This window comes from Micromonospora rubida (assembly GCF_009908295.1).
GTDB classification, from domain to species: Bacteria; Actinomycetota; Actinomycetes; order Mycobacteriales; family Micromonosporaceae; genus Micromonospora; species Micromonospora rubida.
This window is the reverse complement of sequence record NZ_JAAALO010000018.1, coordinates 14651-38891: the sequence shown is the minus strand read 5'-3', so window position 1 is coordinate 38891 and position 24241 is coordinate 14651. Positions and strand designations below refer to the sequence as shown.

The following is a 24241-nucleotide window of genomic DNA, read 5'->3' as shown; positions in this document are numbered from 1 at the left end:
CTCAGCCCCAACGAGTACGAGACTGCCTGGCACACCCGGCAGAACCATCCAGCCGAGCCACCTATCGCCACCCCTGCGCCAGCCGGCAGCAGGTAACCACCGCTCCATCAAAGCGGGGGAAACTCACCCATCGGCTCAGGGTCCAAGCGCCGGCCCGGAAGAGGCCCTCACAACGGCTTAGCGCGCCCAACCAAGGCAAGGCCCAACTGACCCAGCACTCAGGGCGTCTCCAGGGCGTCAGGGCGTCGTCAGGGCGTCAAACGCCGGCCAATGTTGACCAAGAACGACCATCGACACCCGGACATAGAACCAGCTCAGAGCCTTGATCACGGCTCTGAGCTGGTGGGCGACGGACGAGTCGACCTGTACGCCGGATTCTGTGCCCGGCGCGTACCCCTCGCGGAGTCCGCGCCAGCGGCGGCCATCCATCTAGGCCTGCCGTCGCCGGCAGGCTCGTGCGGCCTACCCGCAGACATCGGGCGGGCAGCCCTCAAGCGTCTGCGCTGGGCCGTCACCTTGCGGTAACGGCCCATTTTGGCCTTGCTCCGGGTGGGGTTTACCGAGCCATCCCGGTCACCCGGGATGCTGGTGGGCTCTTACCCCACCGTTTCACCCTTACCGTCCCCGTTGGGGCCGGCGGTCTGTTTTCTGTGGCACTGTCCCGCGGGTCGCCCCGGGTTGCCGTTAACAACCACCCTGCCCTGTGGAGTCCGGACGTTCCTCGGCGACGGGCCGGAGCCCGTCAACGCGACCGCCCGGTCGACTCGTCCGTCGCGCCCCCCATCCTAACGACCGCGATACGTCTCGGCTCTGCCGGCCCGCTCCCGCAGCTCAGCTGGGGTAAGGACGTACCGCGCGAAATCGGCGCCCCGTGACGCTCCCTTCGTCAGCCGTCACCGGCGAGGACGCGGCGGGCGGGGCAAAGGTTGAGTCCGCGGTGGCGCGGGCCCTTGGGGCGCGTACTAGCCTCGGGGGTCGTGGATCTCTCCAACGCCGCGCTCCTGGTCACCGCCGGTCTCGCCGCGGGCACGGTGAACGCGGTGGCCGGGGGCGGTTCGCTGATCACCTTCCCGGCCCTGATCGCGGTCGGCCTGCCGCCGATTCCGGCGAACGTGAGCAACTCCGTGTCGGTCTTCCCCGGGTACGTGGCAAGCGTGGCGGGCAGCCGGGCGGACCTGCCGCGCGGGCGGTCGCTGTGGCTGCTGCTGCCGACCACCGTCGCCGGCACGATCGTCGGCTGCCTGCTGCTGTTGGCCACCCCGGCGCGGGCGTTCGAGCTGACGGTGCCGTTCCTGGTGCTCGGGGCCACCGCCGTACTCGCCTTCCAGGATCCGCTGCGCCGCCTCGTCGGGCACCCGGCCGACCTGGCGCCGCGCCGTCGTACCGTGACGGTGCAGGCCATGGTCGCGGTCGGCGCGGTGTACGGCGGCTACTTCGGCGCGGCGCTCGGGGTGATGCTGGTGGCTGGCCTGGCCCTGGTGCTGGACGCGACGCTGGCCCGGGTGTCGGCGGTCAAGAACCTGCTGTCCGCCACGGTCGGGCTGACCACGCTGGTGGTCTTCGCGCTGTTCGGCCCGATCAACTGGGCCGCCGTCGCGGTGATCGCTCCGGCGACCCTGGTCGGCGGGTACGCGGGCGCGCGGCTGGTCCGCCGGCTGCCGCCGGTGGTGTTGAAGACGCTGATCGTGGCGTTCGGCACCGGCATCGGCCTGTACCTGCTCTGGCGCGCGCTGCGCTGACCCCGCGACCGGGGCCGCCCGTGGACCGGGCACGGGGCCTGCGGCACCCCGAGGAACGAGGCCCGGTCGCGGGCTCGGCGGCGGCTCAGTACGCCTCGCCGACCGGCTCCTCCGGGGTGTGCTCGGCGTCGGTGGCGGCCCGGTTCCAGCGGGACCAGAGCACCCGCTCGCCGTAGCCGGCGGCCATCACGTGGGCGAAGGCGAGATAGACCAGCACGCCGACGGCGAGCACCCCGAAGCCGACCCAGAACGGCAGGGCGAGGCTGTGCTCGGCGAGCTTGCCGGAGATGATCGGGGCGGGCGCGGCGGCGCCCCAACGGACCAGGTTGAACGCGCCGGTGGCCACCCGGCGGTCGCCGGAGCCGAGGCCGAGCGCCAGGTCGGTGAGGTTGGCGTTGGCCAGGCCCATGAACAGGCCGGATATCACGAGCACCACCAGCGACATGGCGGTTCCGGTCGAGGTGGCGAACAGGACCATGCAGACCAGCAGGCCGGCGATGGCCACGCCCACGGTCTGCACGGCGCCGATGCGGTGGGCGAGCCGGTGGCCGATCACCAGGATGCCGGCGGCCAGGCCGAGGCCCCAGCCGGTGAACGCCAACCCCAGCGGGACGATGTCCAGGCCGAGGAAGAGCGGCGTGTAGCCGAGCACCACGAAGAAGACGAAGTTGTACGCAGCGGTGACCACGCACAGGGTGACGAACGCGGGCTTGCGGTAGGTCGAGAAGATCTGCCCGACGCGTACGGGCGGCTGCCGGTTGGCCGGCTCGCGGATCTTGCGGGACGCGACGGCCAGGGCGAGCACCATGAACACGCCGCAGACGAAGAACGGCAGCCGCCAGCTCACCTGGCCGAGCAGTCCGCCGATCAGCGGTCCGACGGCGAAGCCGAGGCCGAGCGCGGTCTCGAAGAGGCCGACCACCCATTCGCGGTCGTTGGCGAGGTTGACCAGCACCACCATGGCGGTGGCGAAGAACATCGCGTTGCCAAGCCCCCACACGCCGCGCAGCACGGAGAGCGCGACGATGTCGTTGCTGAACGAGGCTCCGATGGCAGCCAGACCGACCACCGAGACGCCGGTGATCAGCACCGGCTTGAAGCCGAACCGGCCGCTGGCCAGGGTCGCCGGGATCATCCCGACGGCCATTACCGCGATGTACGCGGTGAACAGCAGCTCGACCTGCCAGGCGGTGACCCCGATGGCCTCGCCGATGGCGGGCAGGATCGGGTCGACCACGGCGATGCCGGCGATGGCGAGGAAGGCCACCAGTGTGGTGGCGTAGATGGCACTGCGGTTGGGCTCGGTACGCCGATCCACTCCGCCTCCCAGATAGCTGTATCGTACAGGCAATTCCGTTGTATCATACAGTCATGAGCGACGACCACACCACGGGAAGCGGGCCGGACGAGACCGCCCTCGCGCGGATCGAGACCGAGGTGGCGATGCTGATGCGCCTCGGCGAGGCGACCCGACGGGCCAGCGGCACCGCCGAGCACCGGGTGCTGGACCGCGCGGCGTACGTGATCCTGCGGCACCTGGCCGTGGCCGGGCCACAGAACGTCTCGGCGCTGGCCGCCCGGCTCAACCTCGACGGCTCCACGGTCACCCGGCAGGTCTCGGCGATGCAGCGGGCCGCCCTGATCGCCCGTGCCCCCGATCCGACCGACGGCCGGGGCACGGTCATCTCCCCCACCCCGGCGGGGCTGCACCGGATGGCCGCCGTGCGGGCGGCCCGCACCCGGCTCTACGGCGACATCCTCGCCGACTGGACACCCGGGGACCGGGACACCCTCGCCGACATGCTCGCCCGACTCAACGAGGCCCTGGAAAACCGCACCCGCCGCTGAGCCGACCGGGCACGGACACACAGAAAGGCCCCGGCCGAGCGCGGACACACGAAAAGGCCCCAGCCGAACGCGGACACACGGAAGGGCCCCGCGCGGACACGCGGAAGGCCCCGGCCGCTCGCTGCGGATCATCAAGGCCGAGACGAGACGACCTGGGGCCCTTCCGCGCCCCTCAGGCGGCGGGTTCGGGGGCGACCGGTTCGGGGGCGGCGTCCGCGCCCCGGGTGACACCAGGGCTGACACGCGGGTCGCCCTCGTCGGCGAAGTAGTCGTCCGGGGTGGTGCCGTCGACACCCTCGGCGACCTTCGCGGCCCGCAGGGCCAGGGTGACCAGGGCGGCGACCACGAGGTTCACCAGCACGGCCACGATGCCGACGTAGATCGTCTTCGTGGTGTCGAAGCCGAAGTCACTCAGCGGGAACGCCGATCCGCCGAAGTGCGACCGCTTCGTCGCCACGTTGGGAATCTGGTAGAGCATCCACATGCCCAGGCCCATGCCGGCCGCCCAGCCCGCGACCAGCGCGCCCCGGTGGAACCAGCGGGTGTAGAGGCCCAGCGCCACCGCCGGCAGCGTCTGGAGGATGATCACACCGCCGATGAGCTGAAGGTCGATGGAGAACTGCGGGTCGAGGAAGACGATGCAGGCCACCGCGCCGACCTTCACCACCAGCGAGGTGATCTTCGAGACGTTCGCCTCCTGGGCGGGGGTGGCGTCCCGCTTCAGGTACTCCTTGTAGATGTTGCGGGTGAACAGGTTCGCCGCCGCGATCGACATGATCGCCGCCGGCACCAGCGCGCCGATGCCGATGGCCGCGTAGGCGACCCCGGCGAACCAGTCCGGGAACTGCTGGTCGAACAGCACCGGCACCACCGTGTTGCTGTCCACGGTGCCGGCGGTCGCCCCGGGCAGCGGCTTCACCCCCGCCGCGATGGCCATGAAGCCGAGCAGCGCGATCAACCCCAACACCAGGCTGTACGCGGGCAGCGCCGACATGTTCCGCTTGATCACGTCGCGGTTCCGGCTGGCCAGCACGCCGGTGATGCTGTGCGGGTACAGGAACAGCGCCAGCGCCGAGCCCAGCGCCAGGGTGACGTACTGGAGCTGGTTGTTGGCGTTGAGCAGGATCCCGTCGTTCGGGTTCGGCGACGCGGCGAACTTGGCCTCGGCGGCGTCGAAGATGCTGCCCCAGCCGCCCAGCTTCTGCGGCAGCCAGATCACCGCCACCAGGATCACGATGTAGATCAGCGCGTCCTTCACGAACGCGATCAACGCGGGCGCGCGCAGCCCCGACTGGTACGTGTACGCGGCCAGGATCGCGAACGCGATGATGATCGGCAGGTGCCGGGCCACCGCGCTGTCCCCGGTCACCCCCATGGTCTTGAGCACCGCCTCGATGCCGACGAGCTGCAACGCGATGTACGGCATGGTGGCGACGATGCCGGTGATCGCGATGAGCAGCGCCAGCACCGGCGAGTCGAACCGGCTGCGGACGAAGTCGGCCGGGGTGACGAAGCCGTGCCGGTGCGAGACCGACCACAGCCGGCACAGCACCAGGAACACCAGCGGATAGATCACAATCGTGTACGGCACGGCGAAGAACCCGGCCGCACCCGCGCCGAACATCAGCGCCGGCACCGCCACGAAGGTGTACGCGGTGTACAGGTCGCCGCCGACCAGGAACCAGGTGACCCAGCCGCCGAAGCTGCGCCCGCCCAGCCCCCACTCGTCGAGGTGGGCCATGTCCTTCGGGGCCCGCCACCGGGCCGCGACGAAGCCCATGGCGCTGACCAGCAGGAACAGCACCGCAAAGACGATGATCTCGGTCAGGTGGTCGCGCCACATCAGCGGCCACCCCGCTTCTTCGTGAGCTGGTAGACCAGCGTGGTGGTGGCCACCCCGAGCAGGATGTAGGCCAGTTGCAGCCAGTAGAAGCGCGGGAACCCGAGCACGCGCGGCGAATCGGCGTTGAAGAACACCGGAATCAGCGGCACCACGATCGGGATGAACAGCAACCAGTTCCAGGGGCTGTGGTCCTTCGCCCTGGACGACGCCGAGCCGGGCGTCTCCGATTCGGGTGCAGACATCGACACACCTCCGGGAAGTCGTACCTCGCCACGTAACGGCCGCACGTTACGACCCAGTGACCCCCGTCACACTCCATCGGCACCCACCAATGCGCCAAACGACCCCCCACCTGCGCCAAACGGCACCCCACCCCACCCCACCCCACCCACCCCACCCCACCCCCCTCGCCCCACGCACCGCCCCGCCCGCCTCGCCCCCGCAAATACACGGAAAGAGTGGCCATTCGCCGAGGAATGGCCACTCTTTCCGTGAAAGTGCGCGGGGTAAGGGGGTGGGGGGTGGGTGGGGTCAGGGGGTGGGGAGGTGGGCGGTGTCGTTGATCGAGCGGACCGCTACGCCGCCGTCGGGCCAGCGGTCCAGGACGGAGATGCCGGCCGCGTCGAGGTAGAGCCGGTGCAGGAACGCGTCGTCGGCGCAGAGCGCGTCGCGCAGCACCAGCTTGATCGGCGAGACGTGCGAGACCACCACCACGGTCTCCCCGGGGTACGCCTCGATCAGCGCGTCCGTGACCCGGGCCGTCCGGGCGGCGACCTCGGTGAACGACTCGCCGTCCGGCGGGGCGACGCGGGTGGAGGCGAGCCAGGCGTCCAGCTCCCCCGGCCAGCCGGCGCGCACCTCGGCGAAGGTGCGTCCCTCCCAGGCGCCGAAGTCGCACTCGATCAGGTCGCCTGCCGTGCGTAACGGGACGTCGCCGATCGCCTCGACGATCGCCTCGGCGGTCGCCGTACACCGGGACAGCGGCGAGCTGACCACGGCCGCGACGGACGGGGCGAGGGCGGCCACCCGGGCGGCCGTGGCCCGCGCCTGGGCCCGGCCCCGCACGGACAGCGGCACGTCGCCCCGGCCGGAGTAGCGGCGCTGCGCGGTGAACTCGGTCTCGCCGTGCCGGACCAGGATCAGCCGGGTGGCGGTGTCGCTGGGCTGCGGCTCCCAGGACGTGGGGATGGTCGCCGGGTCGGAGCCGGCCCCCCGGGTGGCGGCGCGGGCGGCAGCCGCGCGAGCGAGGGCCCGGGCGGGCGAATCCGGGGCGGCCACCTCGCGCGACGGCTCGACCGCCCGGGCCGAGTCCGGGGCGGCCACCTCGCGCGACGGCGCGGCGGCGCGGCCCGGCTTGCCGGCGGCGGCGTCCATCGCCGCGTTGGCGAGGGCGTCGGCGTGCCGGTTGCGTTCCCGCGGGATCCACTGGAAGTGCACCGCAGCGAACCGGCCGACCAGGGCCGCCGCCTGCGCGGCGAGCGGACGCAGCCCCGGGTGCTTGATCTGCCAGCGCCCGCACATCTGCTCGACCACCAGCTTGGAGTCCAACCGGGCCTCGACCTCGGCCGCGCCCAACTCGGCGGCGGCTTCCAGGCCGGCGATCAGCCCCCGGTACTCGGCGACATTGTTGGTGGCGGTACCGATCGCCTCGGACCGCTCGGCCAGCACCTCGCCGCTGGCCGGGTCTCGGACCACCGCGCCGTAGCCGGCCGGGCCGGGGTTGCCCCGGGACCCGCCGTCGGCCTCGATGACGACCGCGCGTACCGCCATCGCGCCTACAGCCCGGACTCGTTGGTGCGGACCATGATCCGGCGGCATTCCTCGCAGCGGACCACCTCGTCCGGGGCGGCCTTGCGGATGCGGGCCATGTCTGCGCCGGAGAGCTCCAGCCGGCAGCCGCCACAGCGGGCGCCGGTGAGCAGGGCCGCGCCGAGCCCGGTGTCCTCGCGGATCTTGTCGTAGAGGGTGACCAGGTCGCCCGGCAGGTCCCCGGCGAGGGGCTGGCGAGCGGTCCGCTTGAACTCCTCCTCCTTGGCGATCTCGGCGAGGGCCTCATCGCGACGCTGCTCGGTCGCGGCCCGTCCCTCCCGCGCCTCGGCCGCCCGCCGCTCGATGCCGTCGAGCACCCCCTGCGCGGTCTCCCGCTGCTCCATCAGCTCCAGCTCGGCGTCCTCCAGGTCGCTCTGCCGGCGGTTCAGCGAGACCAGCTCGTGCTGGAGCGCCTCCAGCTCCCGGGCCGGTCCGGTGCCGGCGGCGAGCCGCGTCTCGTCCTTGCTCTTGCGGGCCCGGACCTGCTCGACGTCCTTCTCCAGCCGGGTGATGTCCCGGTCCAGGTCGTCGACGGCGACCTGGGCGCGGACCCGCTCGTCCTCCAGCGCCGACAGCGCCCGCGCGAGGGCCTCCAACTCCGCCCGCTCGGGCAGGGAACGGCGGCGATGGGCGAGCTGGGCGAGGGAGGTGTCGATCGCCTGGAGGTCGAGCAGGCGGCGCTGGACCTTGGGGTCAGCCTTCACGGTCTGGGCTCCTTGTCGTCCGCGGCGGGGGCGGGGTCGGGGTCGGGGTCGGCGGCGGGTACCGGGGCGGCGCCGCCGGGCGCGGGGGTGCTGGCGGGGGCAGTGGTGCTGGCGGGGTCGGCGGGTGCCGGGGTGCTGCTGGGCGCGGTGGCATGCACCGTCCACGGGTCGGTGTTCAGGTCGGACACCATGGTCTCGACGCTCAGCTCCGCCCGTAGCAGGGCGGCCAGGTCGTCCAGCCAGGGTCGTTCGGTCGCCCAGTGGGCGGCGTCGAGCAGTGCCGGGCCGTCGGCGGCGAGGTGCTCGCCGGCGGGGTGGTGGCGCAGGTCGGCGGTGAGATAGGCGTCGACGCCGGCCGCGGTGGCCGCGCCGAGGAAGGCGTCGCCCGAGCCACCGCTGACCGCAAGGGTACGCACCGTCCGCGCCGGGTCGCCGGCGGCGCGGACGCCCCAGGCGGTGGCGGGCAGCACGGCGGCGGCGTACCGGGTCAGCTCGGCGAGGGTCATCGGCCGGGGCAGCTCGCCGACCCGGCCGATGCCCCGGCCCGCGCCGGCGGCCGGGGCACCCGGCGCCGGGGGGTGCAGCGGGCGCAGCCCGGTCAGCCCGAAGCGGGCCGCCAGCGCGTCGGAGACGCCGGGGTCGGCCACGTCGGCGTTGGTGTGCGCGACGAGGAGCGCCACATCGGCCTTGATCAGTTGGTGGACGATCCGCCCCTTGTACGTCGTCGGGGCGACCGAGGAGACCCCGCGCAGCAGCAGCGGGTGGTGGGCGACGATCATGTCCGCCCCGGCGGCGAGGGCCTCGGCGACGGTCTCGGGGACGACGTCGACGACGCAGGCCACCCGGCGGACCTCGGCAGTCGGCTCGCCGAGCACCAGCCCGACCCGGTCCCAGTCCTCGGCCCAGGCCGGCGGATAGTGCCGGTGCAGCGTCGCCACCACGTCGGCCACCGTCGGCGGTGTCGGGGTTGTGCTCACGGCGGGCCACTCTACCGGCGCGCGCCGTAGGTCAGGGCCGCGGCTGTGGACAGGGCCCCCGGGTGCAACGGAATCCGTCGGCAAGGGGGCCCTGCTCCTCGTTCAGGCGGCTGGGGTGACCGGGCAGCGCCGGTCGCGGAGCGCCGCCAGGCCGGCGCCCCACGGGAACGCGTGCAGGTGACGCTCGCCGGTGCCGGGTGGGTGCAGCGGCACGACGTGCTCGCCGAAGACCACGTCCACCCCCCACTCGGCGAGCCGGGCCAGGCTGGCCCGGAAGGCCGGGTGCCCGGCCATCGCGGCGTTGGTGAACGGCACCGCCACGATCGGCACCCCCTTCCCCTGCGCCTCGACCAGCAGGCCGAGGGCGAGGGTGTCGGTGATCCCGGCCGCCCACTTGTTGACCGTGTTGACCGTGGCCGGGCAGACGATCATCGCATCGGCCTGCGGCAGCACGTCCGGGTCACCCGGGTCCTTGTACCGGCTGCGGACCGGATGGCCGGTCTGCCGGGCCAGAGCCGGCCGGTCGACGAACTTCGCGCCGTCCGGCGTGACGACCACACAGACCTCCCGGCCGTCCTGCTGGGCCAACTCGACCAGGCGGCCGACGTGACCGGCCAGCGGCGACCCGCAGACGATGACATAGAGCACCCCACGGCGCTCGCTGCCGCCGTGCGGCGCGTTCATGCCGACGCCTGCCGCGCTCATACTCCTACTCCCATGTGCTCAGCCAACTCCGCAATCGGCGGAGGCGGCGCACCCCGTGTGCGACGCAGGATGTCCGACATCACCACGTGGGCGATCGGACGGCAGCGGATCTCCGAGGGCGCAAGCCGGTCGCCGCGCAGCAGCATCTCCCCGGCCGTGGCCACGTCGCCGATCTGGGCCATGCCCCGGGCGATGTCGAGCAGGTGGTGGGCCCGGCGCTCGGGGAGCAGGCCGTTGAAGGACGACTCCGGGATGCGCTGGTGGTGCACCTCCACCGCCCGCCCCCCGTCGCCCAGCTCCACGGCGGCGGCGGCCCGGTGCAGCTCGACGTTCGTCGGGCCGAAGGACGTCCAGTAGTGGTTCTGGTCGCCACCGAGCAGGACGGCCGCCTCCTGGGCGCCGTTGATCAGGTCGTCCACGGTCGCCGAGTCGCCGAGCCGGGCGGCGGCCATCGCGCCTTGGAGCAGCAGTAACCCGTAGACGGAGAGCCGGTCCGGGGTGGCGTCGTTGCCGCCGCCGGGGGCCAGCCGGTTGGCGATGTTGACGTTGAGTTCCAGCGCGGGACGGGCCCGCCCCATGGCGACCATCGCGTTGCAGACCCGGGTGGTGGCGATCCCGGCGAGGAGTTGGTCGTCGGCCCGCTGGGCGACCGCCATCGACCGGTCGGCGGCCAGCCAGGCCAGTTCGCACTCGCCGAGCTTGCGCAGCACCGAGGAGGCGATCTGGTACACCTGGCCGAGCAGGTGGGCGGCGTCACGGGACTGGTCGCCGTCGTGGCCGGCGTCCGCCGCCTGAGCGTCGCGCAGCAGCTTCGGCAGCGCCCGGGTGAGAATCCCGTAGCGGCCGTACTGGTAGGTCAGCCAGGCGTGGTTGACCGCCTTGCGCATGTCCACCAGCGGCGGCGGGAACGGGGCGGCGTCGAAGTAGGCGCTCATCGAGTCGTACCGCTCCAGGGCCGCCCGGATCTCCTGGACCTCGACCGGATCGATGCAGTTGAGCACGTCGGTGCGCCGCTCCGGGTCCTTGCCGAGCAGCAACTGCACGTCGACCTGGAGGATGTCGGCGATCTCGTAGAGGACGGAGAACTTGTCCAGCCGGCGCACCCCGCGCTCGACCTTGTCCACCCAGCTCTTGGACTTGCCGAGCCGGTCGGCGAAGACCTGCTGGGACATTTTGCGCCGGCCGCGCCAATACGCCACCCGCCGACCTATGGGCAACTCGTCCATGTCCATCCCTCCCCTGGCCGGGCCGGTTGGCCTCGGCGGCGACCGTGCGGACGGATCGGTTGTCCGTTCGTCCTCAGGTTTTCGCTGGTCGCACAGCCTGTACGTCGGCCGTACGGGCAGCACTCGTAGCTTTCGTGCAAGTTGCACCAGCCGTTCCGTCAAGTCAACGAACGCGAGTTACGGCAGTGACGGCGCTCGACAAGCGACCTGGCACCTACCGGTCCGGGCGAGAGGAGTTCGTAGGCATGTGGGGGAACGTCGGGCCGCGGGTCGCGCAGCTCTCGCCGCTGGAACGGGTCCGGCTGCGCCGGGTCGCCGTCCGCTACGCCGTCCACGGCTGGGAGGTGACCCCCGGCGCGTGCCTGGCCCGCAGCCGCTTCGTGTGCGGCCGGGCCGGCTGTCCCACCGTCGGCTGTCATCCCGCCCTGGAGGACTGGGAGCGGGCGGCCAGCACCGACGCGGCGCGGGTGGCGACCTGGTGGCGCAGCCGCCCGCACGGTGTGCTGCTGCCCACCGGTCGGGCATTCGACGTCCTGGAGGTGCCGGCCCACCTCGGGCGGGAGGTCCTCGACGCGGTGGGGAACCACCCGGCCGGCTTCGGGGTCCGCGGCCCGGTGGTGGTGACGCCGACCGGGCGGTGGATGTTCCTGGTCCGCCCCGGCGACCCGCTGCGCCCGGAGCTGGAGCACTGCTTCCACGTGGTCCGGCACGGCGTCGGCTCATGGATCCCGGCGCCACCGACCCGGCTCCCGGAGGGCACGGTCCGCTGGGCGGTCGCCCCGGAACAGGCACGCTGGCAGCTTCCGGACTCCTACCTGGTGCAGAACGCGCTGGTCGACGCGCTGCGGGCCACCGGCGTGGCGCTCACCCCCGAGCTACTCCCCGGACACCTGCCACTGCCACGACGCGGCCGGTAACCCCGCCCCCACTGCCACGACGAGGCCGGCGCCCCCGCCACACCCTCGGCTCGGCCGGGCACCGCTGGCGGGCCCGGACCATCCGGGGAACGTCGCCGGGTGCACGGAACGGCACCCCGTCGCGCCGACATCCCCGAGGGGCACCGCCCCGCCCGGCCGACGCCGCTGGTGGATCCGTCCGCCGTCCGCCGTCGGCCCGGCGCGGGCGGGCCCGCCTGTCGGGAGGCCGACGCGTCCCGGGCAGCGTCCCAGCGGCCCGGGACGTCGTTGACCCGGACGAGGGGGCGACAGCGCCCCGAGCGGGGGTGTGATGTCCAGCAGGGATGACGCGGCACGCCGGCCAGACGGCGCGGAACCGCCGCCGCACCACCGCCGCGGGCACCGCTGGCCGCCGACCCGCCCGTCCGGCTCCCGCCCCGGCCGCCCCCGCCCCGGAGGCGCCCACCCGGCCGGCACCCGCCGCCCCGCCGCCTGACCCCCACCCTCCCCCCTCCCCCCAACCCCCACCCTCCGCGATCTTGCAGTTCGGGCCCGGTCATACCGGTCGAAAGCCGCATCCCGAGGGCCGCGAGTGCATGATCGCGGCAAGTGGCGGGGCGTGCGCCCGTCAGGGCGGGAGGGGTGGGAGGGGTGGGGGGGCTTTGAGGAGGGGGAGGCGGGTGGAGTGCAGGCAGCGGGCGTCGTCCGTGATCACCGCGTGCAGGTGGCCCGGGAGGCGGTCGAGCCAGCCGATGCCGGCCGCCCCCATCGCCACCGCCGCCGTGGCGTACGCGTCGGCGACCCCCAGGTCCGGGCCGACCACGGTGACCGAGCGCAGGCCGGTGGCCGGGACGCCCCGGCGCGGGTCGAGTACGTGGTGCCCGCGCTCGTACACCCCGGAGGTGGCCACGGCCAGGTCGGTGCCGGTGAGCACCAGGCAGGCCGCCGACTCGTCCCACGGGTGCCGGATGCCGACCCGCCACGGCCGGCCGCTCGCCGAGTTCCCCCGGACGCGCACGTCCCCGCCGGCGTTCAGGCAGTGGTTCAACGCCCCGCCGGCGACCAACCGGTCCGAGGCGACCTGCGCCGCCCAGCCCTTCACGTAGCCGGACGGGTCCAGCCGCCCGGTGGCGTACGCGTCGAAGAAGCCGTCCGTGGCGCCCCACAGGTCGGCGCAGCGCTCCAGGACCGTGCGCAGGTCCCCGGACGCCTCGGACAGCGGCACCTCGCCCCGGTCGAACCGGCACACCTCGCTGTCGGCCCGGTACGTGCTGAACCGGGCGTCCACCTCGCGCAGCCAGGCGAAGACGTCCCCGGCCAGCTCGCGCAGCCGCGCCGTTGGCAGGTCGTCGGCGAGGTCGAGGCTGATCGCCGTACCCATGATCTGCTCGACCCGGCGCAGGCCGGGGCGGGTCACCGGCGTGGTCACCTCAGCGCGCCCGGTCGAGGGCGGCCTGCAACGACTGACGGTACGAGGTGCTGGTGACGGTCGCCCCGGAGACGGTGTCCAGGTCGGCGCTCTGCTTCCGCACGACCTGCCCGGCGGTGCCGCCGTACCGGCCATCGACCTCCTCGCTGCGCCGGTCGGACTGCGCGGTCTCCTGGGGCAGCTCCAGCGCCACCACGTCGACGATCCGGGTCCCGGACAGGGTGATCTGCACCTGCACGTTGCCGTACTCGTTGGAGACCACCGACCCGGTCACCGTGCGGGTGGTGGACTTCGGCGGCGCGGCGGTGGTGCGCGGCGCCGAGGTGGGCCGGGCCGAGGTGCCGGTCCGGGAGCCCGGGGTGCGGGTGGCGGTGGGGCGGGGCTTCGGGGTGGCGGTGACGCCGGCCGGAGCGGCGGAGGCCGGCGTGGGCGCGGCCGTCCGGCCCGGGGCCGTCCCGGACGGCACCACCGGCGGCCGGGTGACGGGCAGCTCCTGGGCGACCGGGCCGGCCTCCGGGGCGCCCTTGAGCACCACCAGCGCGGTGGTGCCGGCCGCGAGGCCGGTGATCGCGAGCAGAGCGCGACGCATGGGCGGGATCTCCTCAGAGACTCGAAGGCGGCGGGACGGACTCGACGGCGGGGCGGACGGAGGCGGCGGGACGGAGGTGGCGGTGGACGACTACAGCTCGAAGGTGGCGAGGTGGATCTGCCGGCGCGGCACGCCGGCCCGGCGCAGCGCCCGGACGGACTGTTCCACCAGGCCGGGCGGGCCGCACAGGTAGACGTCCCGGCTGGCCACGTCGGGCACCAGCCGGCGCAGGCCCGCGGCGCTCATCACCTGCCGAGGGCCCTGGTCGTCGCGGGAGCCGATGACGTACCAGACGTCGGTGCCCCGCTCCTGGGCCAGCCAGTCCAGCTCCCGGTGCAGCAGCACGTCGTCGGGCGTGCGGGCCCGGTAGATCAGGGCCGCGCCGGGCGGCAACTCCTCCAGCATCGCCCGCAGTGGAGTGATCCCGCTGCCGCCGGCGATCAGCAGGGCGCGCTCCCGGGTGCGGTGGGCGGCGGTGAACGTGCCCGAGGGGCCCTCCGCCCAGACCCGGGTGCCCTGGTCGAGGTCGCGCAGGTCGGCGGTGTGCCGGCCGACCACCTTGACGGTCAGCCGTAGCCAGCGGCCGTTCGCGGCGGCGGAGACGGAGAACGGGTGCGACTGCCACCAGCAGCCCCGGGTGAGGAACCGCCAGCGGAAGAACTGCCCGCCGAGCAGGTCGAGGCGGTCGAGCCGGTCGCCGGTGAGGTAGACCGAGACGGTGTCCGGGCTCTCCGCGACCACGTCGGCCACCCGCAGCCGGTGCCGCAGGTTGAACCGCAGCGGGGCCACCACCCGGCCCCAGAGCAGGGCGGCGGCGACCAGCGCGTACGCGGTGATCCAGCCGGTGCGCACCGGGCCGGGGTGGAAGAGCTGGGTGCCGTTGCTGAACTGGTGGCTGAAGCCCAGCAGCAGGACCAGGTAGCTGGCCAGGTGCAGGTGGTGCCAGAGCTCGTAGGGCAGGGCGGTGCGGACCGCCCGGATCCCGGTGAGGCCGAGCAGCACCAGGATGCCGGCGGCGGCGAACGCGGCGACCATGTCCTCGTACTCGCGTAGCAGCTCGCCGGCCTGGCCGAGCACCGACCGCCGGCCGGCGGCGTAGCCGACCACGATCAGCGACAGGTGGGCCAGCACGGTGACCACCAGGGTTGCGCCGACGTCGCGGTGCCAGCGGGAGATCCGCTCCCCGGCGAGACGCCCCAGCGGGCCGAGGCGGCTCATCATCAGCACCTGCACCAGCAGCAGGTAGCCGGCGACCAGGCCGGCGATCCGCCCGGCGGCGGTCACTGTGGCACCGGTGCTGTCCAGCGAGCCGGCCGGGGTGTCCAGCCACCACGGCAGCACGGCCGCGACCAGGCCCACCCAGAACAGGGCGGTCACCGCCCGCCGGCCGCCCGGCCCGCGTCGGGGCACCGCCACCGGGGGTACGGGAGCAGCCGACCGGCCGCCGCCCGGGGACGACGGGGTCCCGGTGCGGCGGCCGGCGGCGTGGGCGTGCTGACGGGTCACGCGTACAGCTTCATCGGGGTGAACTTCTGCCGGGGGAAGATCTTGTCCACCTCGGCGGTGGTGAGCCCGAACCGGCCCTGGGCGACGGATCCGTACACGTTGAACATGTTGTTGTATTCCGGCACGTCGCCGGAGTCCAGCTTGTCCAGGCCGTTCCAGGTGCCGAGCAGCGAGCCGGCGAGCTTGCGGCCGGACAGGACGGTGACCACCCCGCCGTGGCCGTGGTCGGTGCCGCCGCCGTTCGAGGAGACCCGGCGGCCGAACTCGCTGGACACCATGATCGTCACGTCGGCGGCCTTGTCGCCCAGGTCGGTGAAGAACGCGGCCATGGCGCCGGCCAGCTCGTTCAGCCGCCGGTGCAGCTGGCCGCCGGGGCGGGCGCCCTGGTTCTCGTGGGTGTCGTAGCCGCCCATCCCGACGGTGGCGACCCGGACGTTCGCCCCGCCCTTGATGAGCTGGGCGAGCTGCTGGAAGGCGTTCCCGACGCCCTCGTACCTGACGCCCTCGGCCGCCTGGTACGGCTTCGCGGCCAGCTTCTGCGCGGTGGCCAGCGCGCCGAGGCCGTCCTGCACCGCCTCCTCGACCGGGTGGTTGATCCCGGTGAACAGGCCCTTGATCGCCTTCTCGGTGGCGGCCCGGTACCGGGCGTCGCCGTTGAGCCGCAGCGAGCCGACGCTGTTCATGGACAGCGCGCCGTTGGTGCCGACCAGCGACCGGGGCAGGGTGCTGCCGATGCCGACGCTGCGGAACGCGGTGCCCTTGCCGAGGTTGTCGACCAGGCTGTCCAGCCAGCCCCGGCCGCCGGTCTCGCTGGGCAGGCCGCCGAGGTTGCAGGCGTCCGCGGCCTGGAAGTGGCTGCGGGACAGCCGCTCGTCGGAGACCGCCGGGACGAAGCCGAGCTGGCCGGCCTTGAGCCACTGCTCCAGCGGCTTGAACGCGCTGGTCAGCTTGAACCCCCGGCCCAGGGCCAGGGAGTCGTCGCCAAGCAGCAGGTCGGGGCGGGCCTTGGCCAGCACCGGGTCGCCGGCCGGGGCGACCAGGCTCAGCCCGTCCAGCCCGCCGTAGAGGAAGACGTGGATCAGGGTGCCGGTCTTCGTGGCGGCGAACGAGGCGGAGGTGGTGACGAACTGGGCGGTGGCCAGCGCCGTGGCGGTGGCGGCGGCCCCGGCCACGAAGGTGCGCCGGGTGACCCCCCGACCGTCCTGCTGGGCCTCCTCCAGCCCCTCCAGCCGGCGGTAGCGGTCGGCCTCGGCGGCGTTCTCGGCGGCGACGATGTCGGCCTCCGCCCGCAGCAGCGCCTCGGCCGGGTTGTCGGCGAGCCGCCGCAGGTCGGGGCATTCGGGGTGCAGGGGGAACGAGTGCACAGTCTTCTCCATCGGATGCCTCACCGGAGGTGGTGCTGGGGGGACGCGAGGATCGCCCGCGCGACGGCGGCGACGGCCCCGTTGAACGTGGCGTCGACCCTGGTGCTCGCCGAGACCCCGGCGATGTCGAGGATCAGCTCCCGCTCCCGGGCGCTGAGCTTCTGGTGCACCAGGCGCTGGGCCAGCGCGTCCACGTACGCACCGGCGGCGGCCGGCGGCCGGGCGACCAGCTTCTCCGGCCTGGTGTACGTGAACTGGGTGCGCCCGCCGCCGATCAGCTCGCCGGCCTCGTTCCAGCCGTTGACCATCGCGCCGGCCGAGGTCCAGGCGACGTAGACGTCCGGGTAGCCGTCGGGGGTGGGCTGGCCCATCGGGTACTGGCCCAACTCGCGCATCTTGTCGTGGATCTGCCGCAGCCCCTGGGCGAACGCGGTGCGCTTGTTGTCGCCCTGCTTGAACCCGGGCGCCGCCTGCGGGGAGACGCCGAGGGTGCGGTACGTGGCGACCAGGTACTCCATCGGCCGGCGCACCTTCTGGCCCACCGACGCCCAGAACTCCGAGGAGCTGAAGAGCGTCATCAGCATCGGCTTGATCATGCCCTTGTTCGCCGAGTACGTCTTGGCCAGGCGCTCCACCAGGGACTTCGGCGGGGTGTCCGAGACGAACCGGGTGGCCAGGCTCTGCGCCACGTACCTCGCGGTCGACGGGTGCAGCGCGATGTACGCGATGTACGCGTCGATGGCCGCGTCGGCCTTCTTCGGGTCGTCGGAGTTGTTCGGATGGGAGAAGCCGAGGACCTTCACCTTGCCCAGGTAGTGCCGCTCCGGGCGGAAGACGTACCTGCCGTCGTTGACGCCGCGTCCGGTCTGGAGCAGGGCGGCCTGCCGGACGTCCTTCTCGGTGTAGCCGCCGTCGACGCCCACCGAGTACAGCTCCAGGTTCTCCCGGGCCAGGTTCTCGTTGACCGCGTCGGCGCGGGAGTCGTTCTGGCTGAGGTACAACAGCAGAGCCGGGTGCTTGTTCGCGGCCACCAGCATCTCCGGGTAGCTGCCCAGCGCGTGTTTGCGCACCACGTCGGCGTCGAACGAGGGCCGGTACACCTCGCCGCCGTCGAAGTTGGCGGCGACGTGCAGGAAGTCGTTCCAGAAGTCGACCATCACCTCGAAGAGCTGGCGCTCCGACCAGATCTGCCGGGCGATGGTGGCGTCGACCACTTCGCGCTCGGGCTGCGCGCCCCGCTCGTTGAGGGCGTCGCGCCGGTCGCGTAGCTGCTGGGGGCTCAGCTTGAGCGTCGGCAGGTCGGCCAGCTTCAGCTCCGCCGGGGTGGGCGCGAGCTTCTCCGGCTCCAACTGCTGGCGGACCCAGGCGTCGATGCCGAGCCGCTTGATGTCGGCCGTCAGCTTCGGGGTGGCGCCGAAGGTCGCCCGGCTGGCCAGGTGCCGGACCGGGTCCTTGGCGAGCACGGTCTTGACCGTGACCTGGGTGGCCTCGGCGGCGGCGGCCGGCCCGGAGAAGGTACGCCCACCGGAGGGGCTGTTCTTCTTCAGCGCCTCGCCGGCCCGGGAGCCCATGTAGCTCTCGTTCTGCTCGGTGTAGGTGCGCACCCTGCTCGGCTGCTGGCCGCTGGGGCGGGCGGGGGTGCCGTCGGTGACCGTGGTGCCGGTGGCGTCGCCGACCGGGGCGTCGCCGTCGAAGAGCCCACGTACCTGCGGGGTCATGGCCAGGGCGGCGCCGCCGGCCACCACCGCGGCGGTCCCCCCGATGGCGGCGAGGGCGCGCCGCCGGCGCACCCGGCGGCCCGGGTCGTCGTCATCGTCGAGGTTGGGCAGTCCGTAGCCGGGAGTCGCGGCCTTGGCCGGCCGGCCGAGGCCGTCGGGGCCGACCCACTGTGGGCCGCGCCGTGCCGGCCCGGGGGCGGGCGCATGTCCCGGGTACGGGCCTGCCGGGGCGGGGTGAGCGCCGGGGTGCGGATGGTCCGGCTCGTGGCTGGCCGGGCCGTAGGGGGCGGACGTGCCGTGGTCGCGGTAACCGTCCGGGGTGGGGTGCTGTCGTCCGTCCCAGCCGCGGTCGTCCCGCGGTCGGCTCGGTGGCACATTCTGGTCGGCCATGTACCAATCCCGTTTTCGTCGAACGCCGGCACGGCTACGCCCGGGGGTGGGACGGGTGCGGCGGCTACTGCTGGAGGAGTTGCTCCGGAAGGTAGCCGGGGGGTGAAGGGCCTTCAAGGCGTGCCGAACCAGCCGGCGAAGGCACTTAAGGCGGCGCTCAACGCCACCGGCGGAGGGCCCGTTTCGACTGTTGCCGGGGGCGACGTCCGGAGCAGGACGAACACGTACCGGCCGGGCCCGGACGTGCCGTTTCGCACCGTCCCGGCGTGACGTGCGTCGATCCACGGCAAAGGGAAACTTAAGGCGGGGGTAAGGCTGCGCTCAGGCGGCCCACGACGCGGGGGCCAGCGCTCCGGTGGCGGTGGACGGGCCCGGCGGGCAAGGACGCCGGCTCCCGCTCCCACCCGGCGAGCTGTCGAAAGTAGCAGCAGGAGGAGCGCGTGAGCCGCCGCCGCAGCGGGTATGCCGCCGAACCGCTGAACGCGTGAGGGGAAGGCACCGCCATGCTCAGCAAAGAGGATCAGCGCAGGTTCGAACAAATCACCCGTCAGCTCCGGGAGAGCGATCCGGAGTTCTTCGCCCGCCTGGAACACCGGGCCCGGGCCAACCGCGGCCGGTACCTGATGCTGTTGACCATCGTGCTGTGGGCCTCGCTGCCGGCGGCGACCGTGCTGGCCGGCGGGCTGGCCGGGGCGATCTTCGCGGTGGTACTGCTGGCCAACGCCGGGCTCATGTGGCGGTTCCGCCGCCGCTGGCTGTGACGCCGTTCCGGCCGCCGGTCCGCCGTCGGCCGCGAACCGTCATCGGGTCGTCGGACGGGGCACCGACGTCGGTGCCCGGCCCGTCTCCGGGCGGGCGTGGCCGAACTCCCGGTACGCCCGGCGCAGCCGTTCCAGCAGGCCGGGCCCGCCGAGCGCGGGCGCGGGCGGGCCGAGCTGCCGCAGCAGCAGGTCCGGGCCGGTCAACAGGGTCGGCGGCCGGTCCGGCAGCGGCACCGGAGGCACCCAGAACCGGTCGACGGCCTCGTCCAGGGGCGCCGGGGGCAGCGCGGCGAGCGCCCGCGCCGCGCCGACGGCCGGCGCGACCCGGACGCGATCGTCCCTGGCGGACGGTGATCCGGGGCGGCCGGCCACCGCCGGGGCGGCCGACCCGGCCCGACCGGGGCCGTCCGGGGTGGACGGCGCGGGCACCCGATCAGAACCGTCCGGGGTGGACGGCGCGGGCACCCGACCAGGACCGTCCGGGGTGGACGACGCGGGCACCCGACCGGCCCTCGGGGCGTTCCGATCGACCGCCGTGGCACCGGCACCGGCAGCGCCGGCGGTCGGCTCCGCGCGGCCGGCGGTCGGGGCGGCGGCGCGCAGGTCGCGCAGCCGGTCCAGCAGCTCCGCCCGCCGCCGTCCCCGCCAGTGCAGCAGCTCGAACGGGTCCGCGTCGAACGCCTCCGCGAGCAGGTAGAACGCCGCCGCGAGGTGCTTGCACGGGACGGCGAAGTCGGGGCAGTCGCACCGCTGGGCCAGCTCGTCGACCCGGGCGGGGAACAGCGGCGCCCCGGCCCCGGCGCACAGCTCCTCCAGTTCGGCGGGGAGGTCGCCGGCGAGCAGCCGGGCGCTGAAGAACGCCTGCGCCGCCAGCTCCGCCTCGATCCGGTGCCACAGCGCCGTCGGGAACGGCTCCAACGCGATCCGAACCCGGTACGGCTGGGGCCGGGAGCCCTGCACCCGCGCGGTCACCACGCCGGGGGCGATGTCGAGGCTGAGCACCTGGCCCGCCCGCGCGTACGACCGGCCCCGGGTGAGCCGGGTGCCCAGCGCGAACGACTCCAGCACCTCCAAAAACCGGCGGGACCACCAGGACCGGCCGATCGCGCCCCGGGTGCTGCGGGCGCGCAGCCCGCCGTCGACCCGGCGCGGCCGGCCGTATTCCGCGAACCGGCCGGTCGACGCCGACCCGTCCGGCGACGGCCCGGTCACTCGGCCACCGCCCCGGCGTCCAGCGTGAACAGCTCGCGCAGCCGCTCGGTGGACAGCTCGGTCACCCACTGCTCCCCGGAGCCCACCACCGACGCGGCCAGGCTCCGCTTCTCGGCGATCATCGCGGCCACCTTCTCCTCCATCGTGCCGGCGCAGACGAACTTGCGGACCTGCACCCTCCGGCGCTGGCCGATCCGGAACGCCCGGTCGGTGGCCTGGTCCTCGACGGCGGGATTCCACCACCGGTCGACGTGGACCACGTGGTTGGCGGCGGTGAGGGTCAGCCCGGTGCCGCCGGCCTTGAGGCTGAGCACGAACAGCGGCGGCCCGTCAGCGGACTGGAACCGGGTCACCATCGCGTCCCGGTCGGCCTTGCCCACCCCGCCGTGCAGGAAGAGCACCTCCCGGCCGAACCGGGCGGAGAGGTGCCCGCGCAGCATCCCGCCGAACTCGGCGTACTGGGTGAACAGCAGGGCCCGCTCCCCCGCCGCGAGCACCTCGTCGAGGATCTCCTCCAGCCGGGCCAGCTTGCCGGACCGACCGGCCAGGGCGGACCCGTCGCGCAGGAGCTGGGCGGGGTGGTTGCAGACCTGCTTGAGCCGGGTCATCGCCGACAGCACCAGGCCGCGCCGCTCGATGCCGTCGCTGGACTCGATGCGGGCCAGCATGTCGTCCACCACCGCCTGGTAGAGCGACGCCTGTTCGGCGGTGAGGTTGCACAGCACCTCCATCTCCAGCTTCTCGGGCAGGTCGGAGATGATCGACGAGTCGGTCTTGAGCCGGCGCAGCACGAACGGGCCGGTCATCCGGCGCAGCCGCTCGGCGGCGTCGGCGTCGCCGTGCCGCTCGATCGGCTCGGCGTACGCCTTCTTGAAGCTGGCGGCCGGTCCGAGCAGGCCGGGGTTGGCGAACTGCATGATGGACCACAGGTCGGCGAGCCGGTTCTCCACCGGGGTGCCGGTGACCGCCACCCGGTGCCGGGCGGGCAGCGACCGGACCGCCTCCGCCTGCCGGGTGGCGGCGTTCTTGATGGCCTGCGCCTCGTCCACCACCAACCGGTGCCAGTCGATCCCGGCCAGCTCGACCGCGTCCCGGGTGGCCACCGAGTAGGTGGTGAGGACCAGGTCCGCCGCGTGCACGACCGCGGCGAACCCCTCCCGGCGCGCCCGGTCGGCACCGTGGTGCACGTGTACGCGCAGCGTCGGGGCGAACCGGGCGGCCTCCCGCTGCCAGTTGCCGACCAGCGACATCGGGCAGACCAGCAGGGTCGGCCCGGCGGTCGGCGGGTCCCCGGCGATCAGCGCCAGCAACTGCACCGTCTTGCCCAGCCCCATGTCGTCGGCGAGCACCCCACCGAGGCCGAGCGACTGGAGGAACGCCAGCCAGGCCAGCCCTCGCCGCTGGTACGGCCGGAGCGTCCCGGTGAACGTCGGCGGCGGGTCCAGCGGGGTGAGCCGCCGCTCGGCCTGCCCGGAGAGCAGCTCGCCGAGCGCCCCGTCGGCGGTCACCTCCAGCACCGGGAGCGCGTCGTCGGAGTCCGCGTCGGCGAGGCCGAGCCGGAGCAGGTCGGCCACGGTCAGCTCACCGGCCGAGCGGAGCATCCGCAGCCCGGCGGCGAGCTGCCCCGGGTCCAGCTCCACCCAGCGCCCCCGCAGCCGGACCAGCGGCGTCTTCAGCTCCGCCAACGCGGCCAGCTCCTCGGCGGTGAGCGGCTCGTCGCCGAGGGCCACCTCCCACCGGTAGTCGACCAGCGCGTCCAGGCCGAACCCGCCGTCCGCGGCGGCCACGGTGCCCGGCGCGGTGCGGCTGCGGGCCTGCAACCGGGCCCCCAGCCGGGACGAGGGCCGCCGCCACCAGCCCGGCAGCAGCACCCCGAAGCCGGCGGCGTGCAGCACCGGAGCGCCGTCGCGCAGGAACCGGTGCGCGCCCTCGACGTCCAGCTCCAGGGCCTCCGGGGTGGCCGTGCGCAGCGCCGCGTCCAGCTCCGGCCAGAGCCGGCTGGCCCGGCCCAGCTCGGCGAGCAGGGTCTCCTGCGGGGAGTCCAGCCGGCCGGCGAGGGCGGGCACGGTGTGCGGGGACCGCCAGACCTGCCCGGCGTCGACGATCAGGCTCGGCTCGTCGGCGGCCTGGAGCCCGAACTCGACCCGCCAGCGGGCGGCGTCGGGGGGCATCCCGGCCGGACCGGCCACCGCCTCCTGCGGACCCCGGGCCCCGGTTGGCGCGTCGTCGAGCGGGTCGGCCGAGACGTCGTCGAGCGGGTCGGTCAGGGCATCGCCGAGCAGGTCGGCGGCCGGCTCCACCAGGCGGAAGCTGGCCCGGACCGCGCCGCCGGCCGCGTCCCGCTGCCAGTCGTCCAGCTCGGCGCGCAGCGCCGCGAGGGCCGCCGGCTCGGCGGTGAACTCCCCGGCCGCCCCGGTCAGCGCGGCCAGCCAGGCCGGCACCGCCCCGGTCGACCGGCCGGCCCGGGTCGGCGTGGCGCGGGTGAGGGCAGCCCGGGCTGCGGCGTCGGTCAGCGCGTCGAGGGCGTCGGCGAGCAGGTCGCCGGGGGGCAGGTCGCCGGCGGCCCGGGCGGCCGGCGGGAGGGCCAGGGCGAGCGACCGGGCCCAGGCCGCGTCGGCGCCGGTGAGCAACGGTCGCCACACCGCCCGCGCCACGACCGCCCCGGTCCGCGCGGGCCGCCGGGCCCGCGTCGGGGCGGCAGCCGGGCGGAACGCGACCGGGTCCGCCCGCGTCGCCGGGGCCCCGGGGTCATGGTCTTCGGGCCGCGACGCGGCGACCCCGGGCAGGACGCGGCCCCGGCGGACCAGGTCGACGGCGAACTCGGCCAGCTCGGCCAGGTGCCGAAGGCTGGCGCCCGGCACCCCGGCGTGGTCGCCGAGGGCGCACAGCAGCGCGAGTGCGTCCGCCGGGGCGTACCGGAGGGCGGGGGCGCGCCAGCCGGCGAGGGTGACCGGCCCGCGGACCGGCTCGGCGACGGCGGTCCGGACCAGCTCCGGCGAGTCGACCGGCGAGCCCGCCCGGGTGGGCAGGCGCAGCAGCACCGCCCCGGCCTCGCCGATCCCCGACCCGGTCGTCCCCGGGCCGGCGGGTGGCGGGCCGGAGGCAACCGGAGCGGCGGTAACCGGGCCGGCGGGTGGCGGGCCGGAGGCAACCGGAGCGGCGGTAACCGGGCCGGCGGGTGGCGGGCCTTCGGTCTGTGGGTCGGCCGGGTCGAGGGCGGCGGCCAGCGTGGCGTGGTCGGCGGCGAACGGGTGGGGGCGCTCGCGGGGGGCCCGGCCGGGGCGGCGGGGCGCCCGCGCCGGCAGGGCGGTGTCCTCGGCCCAGACGGCGAGCCCCGAGCCGGGCAGCCACGCCCCGTGGATGACCAGCACCCGTCCCCCTTCGACCGACGACCGACGACCGACGACCACCGAGAATAGCGGGGCCCGACCTGACCCGGCCGGACCGGACCGGACCGGACCGGGACAACGCCCGGCGCCGGAACCATCTAGATTGCCTTCGTTCCGTTCACGGGGGAGGGCCATC

The 24241-nt window shown here is 74.3% G+C and carries 19 protein-coding genes and 1 other RNA gene; 4 read left to right on the top strand and 16 right to left on the bottom strand.

From position 1 onward, the window contains the following. Positions 1–350: 350 nt before the first annotated feature. Positions 351–767: RNase P RNA component class A (gene rnpB, locus GVV04_RS31265), an RNA gene on the bottom strand. Positions 768–977: 210 nt separating this feature from the next. On the opposite strand from rnpB, the gene GVV04_RS31260 reads away from it, so the two are divergent. Continuing rightward, the gene (locus GVV04_RS31260; RefSeq protein WP_161692610.1) at positions 978–1739 is read left to right on the top strand and encodes a sulfite exporter TauE/SafE family protein; all 762 of its coding nucleotides are present in this window, start codon (positions 978–980) and stop codon (positions 1737–1739) included. 85 nt (positions 1740–1824) lie between these two features. Here GVV04_RS31260 and GVV04_RS31255 read toward each other — a convergent pair whose 3' ends face one another. Next, positions 1825–3057, bottom strand: a complete 1233-nt coding sequence (locus GVV04_RS31255; protein WP_161692609.1) for an MFS transporter — start codon at positions 3055–3057, stop codon at positions 1825–1827. A gap of 53 nt (positions 3058–3110) precedes the next feature. Here GVV04_RS31255 and GVV04_RS31250 point away from each other — a divergent pair, with 53 nt between their 5' ends. Next, positions 3111–3587 carry a MarR family winged helix-turn-helix transcriptional regulator gene (locus GVV04_RS31250; RefSeq protein WP_161692608.1) on the top strand — a complete coding sequence of 159 codons (477 nt, stop codon included), beginning with the start codon at positions 3111–3113 and terminating at the stop codon, positions 3585–3587. Between the two features lie 172 nt (positions 3588–3759). Here GVV04_RS31250 and mctP read toward each other — a convergent pair whose 3' ends face one another. The 7 genes from mctP to GVV04_RS31215 form a co-directional block, all read right to left on the bottom strand. Then, complete coding sequence (mctP, locus tag GVV04_RS31245) at positions 3760–5430, bottom strand: monocarboxylate uptake permease MctP (RefSeq protein WP_161692607.1); 1671 nt, start codon at positions 5428–5430, stop codon at positions 3760–3762. Next, the gene (locus GVV04_RS31240; protein ID WP_161692606.1) at positions 5430–5672 is read right to left on the bottom strand and encodes a DUF3311 domain-containing protein; all 243 of its coding nucleotides are present in this window, start codon (positions 5670–5672) and stop codon (positions 5430–5432) included. Before GVV04_RS31240 ends, mctP begins: the two co-directional genes overlap by 1 nt. A 289-nt stretch (positions 5673–5961) precedes the next feature. Further along, positions 5962–7200, bottom strand: a complete 1239-nt coding sequence (locus GVV04_RS31235) for a bifunctional RNase H/acid phosphatase (protein WP_161692605.1) — start codon at positions 7198–7200, stop codon at positions 5962–5964. 5 nt (positions 7201–7205) lie between these two features. Beyond that, on the bottom strand, positions 7206–7943 hold the full coding sequence (locus GVV04_RS31230) for a zinc ribbon domain-containing protein (RefSeq protein WP_161692604.1): 738 nt from the start codon (positions 7941–7943) through the stop codon (positions 7206–7208). Next, positions 7940–8920, bottom strand: a complete 981-nt coding sequence (locus tag GVV04_RS31225) for a Nif3-like dinuclear metal center hexameric protein (protein ID WP_161692603.1) — start codon at positions 8918–8920, stop codon at positions 7940–7942. Before GVV04_RS31225 ends, GVV04_RS31230 begins: the two co-directional genes overlap by 4 nt. 102 nt (positions 8921–9022) lie before the next feature. Further along, the gene (locus tag GVV04_RS31220; RefSeq protein ID WP_161692613.1) at positions 9023–9604 is read right to left on the bottom strand and encodes a flavoprotein; all 582 of its coding nucleotides are present in this window, start codon (positions 9602–9604) and stop codon (positions 9023–9025) included. Between the two features lie 17 nt (positions 9605–9621). Continuing rightward, positions 9622–10851 carry a helix-turn-helix domain-containing protein gene (locus GVV04_RS31215; RefSeq protein ID WP_161692602.1) on the bottom strand — a complete coding sequence of 410 codons (1230 nt, stop codon included), beginning with the start codon at positions 10849–10851 and terminating at the stop codon, positions 9622–9624. A gap of 245 nt (positions 10852–11096) precedes the next feature. Here GVV04_RS31215 and GVV04_RS31210 point away from each other — a divergent pair, with 245 nt between their 5' ends. Then, positions 11097–11768, top strand: a complete 672-nt coding sequence (locus GVV04_RS31210) for a bifunctional DNA primase/polymerase (protein ID WP_161692601.1) — start codon at positions 11097–11099, stop codon at positions 11766–11768. A gap of 607 nt (positions 11769–12375) precedes the next feature. Here GVV04_RS31210 and GVV04_RS31205 read toward each other — a convergent pair. From GVV04_RS31205 to GVV04_RS31185, 5 genes are all read right to left on the bottom strand, one after another. Continuing rightward, positions 12376–13128 carry an FAD:protein FMN transferase gene (locus GVV04_RS31205; RefSeq protein ID WP_161692612.1) on the bottom strand — a complete coding sequence of 251 codons (753 nt, stop codon included), beginning with the start codon at positions 13126–13128 and terminating at the stop codon, positions 12376–12378. A gap of 49 nt (positions 13129–13177) precedes the next feature. After that, positions 13178–13765 carry an FMN-binding protein gene (locus tag GVV04_RS31200; RefSeq protein ID WP_161692600.1) on the bottom strand — a complete coding sequence of 196 codons (588 nt, stop codon included), beginning with the start codon at positions 13763–13765 and terminating at the stop codon, positions 13178–13180. A 90-nt stretch (positions 13766–13855) separates the two neighbouring features. Continuing rightward, complete coding sequence (locus GVV04_RS31195; protein WP_161692599.1) at positions 13856–15271, bottom strand: ferredoxin reductase family protein; 1416 nt, start codon at positions 15269–15271, stop codon at positions 13856–13858. Then, entirely contained in the window at positions 15268–16647 is a 1380-nt protein-coding gene (locus GVV04_RS31190; protein ID WP_161692598.1) for a DUF1501 domain-containing protein, read from the bottom strand. The genes GVV04_RS31195 and GVV04_RS31190 overlap by 4 nt, the downstream gene beginning before the upstream one ends. An 8-nt stretch (positions 16648–16655) precedes the next feature. Then, a complete protein-coding gene (locus tag GVV04_RS31185; RefSeq protein ID WP_161692597.1) occupies positions 16656–18743 on the bottom strand; it encodes a DUF1800 domain-containing protein in 2088 nt (695 codons plus the stop codon). A gap of 503 nt (positions 18744–19246) precedes the next feature. Between GVV04_RS31185 and GVV04_RS31180 the strand changes: the two genes are divergently transcribed. Beyond that, positions 19247–19504, top strand: a complete 258-nt coding sequence (locus GVV04_RS31180) for a DUF3040 domain-containing protein (protein ID WP_161692596.1) — start codon at positions 19247–19249, stop codon at positions 19502–19504. A 39-nt stretch (positions 19505–19543) separates the two neighbouring features. Here the strand turns inward: GVV04_RS31180 and GVV04_RS31175 are convergent, their stop codons facing one another. Both GVV04_RS31175 and GVV04_RS31170 read right to left on the bottom strand, forming a co-directional pair. Beyond that, a complete protein-coding gene (locus tag GVV04_RS31175; RefSeq protein ID WP_161692595.1) occupies positions 19544–20716 on the bottom strand; it encodes an SWIM zinc finger family protein in 1173 nt (390 codons plus the stop codon). Beyond that, positions 20713–24087 carry an SNF2-related protein gene (locus GVV04_RS31170; protein WP_161692594.1) on the bottom strand — a complete coding sequence of 1125 codons (3375 nt, stop codon included), beginning with the start codon at positions 24085–24087 and terminating at the stop codon, positions 20713–20715. Before GVV04_RS31170 ends, GVV04_RS31175 begins: the two co-directional genes overlap by 4 nt. Between the last annotated feature and the right edge of the window lie 154 nt (positions 24088–24241).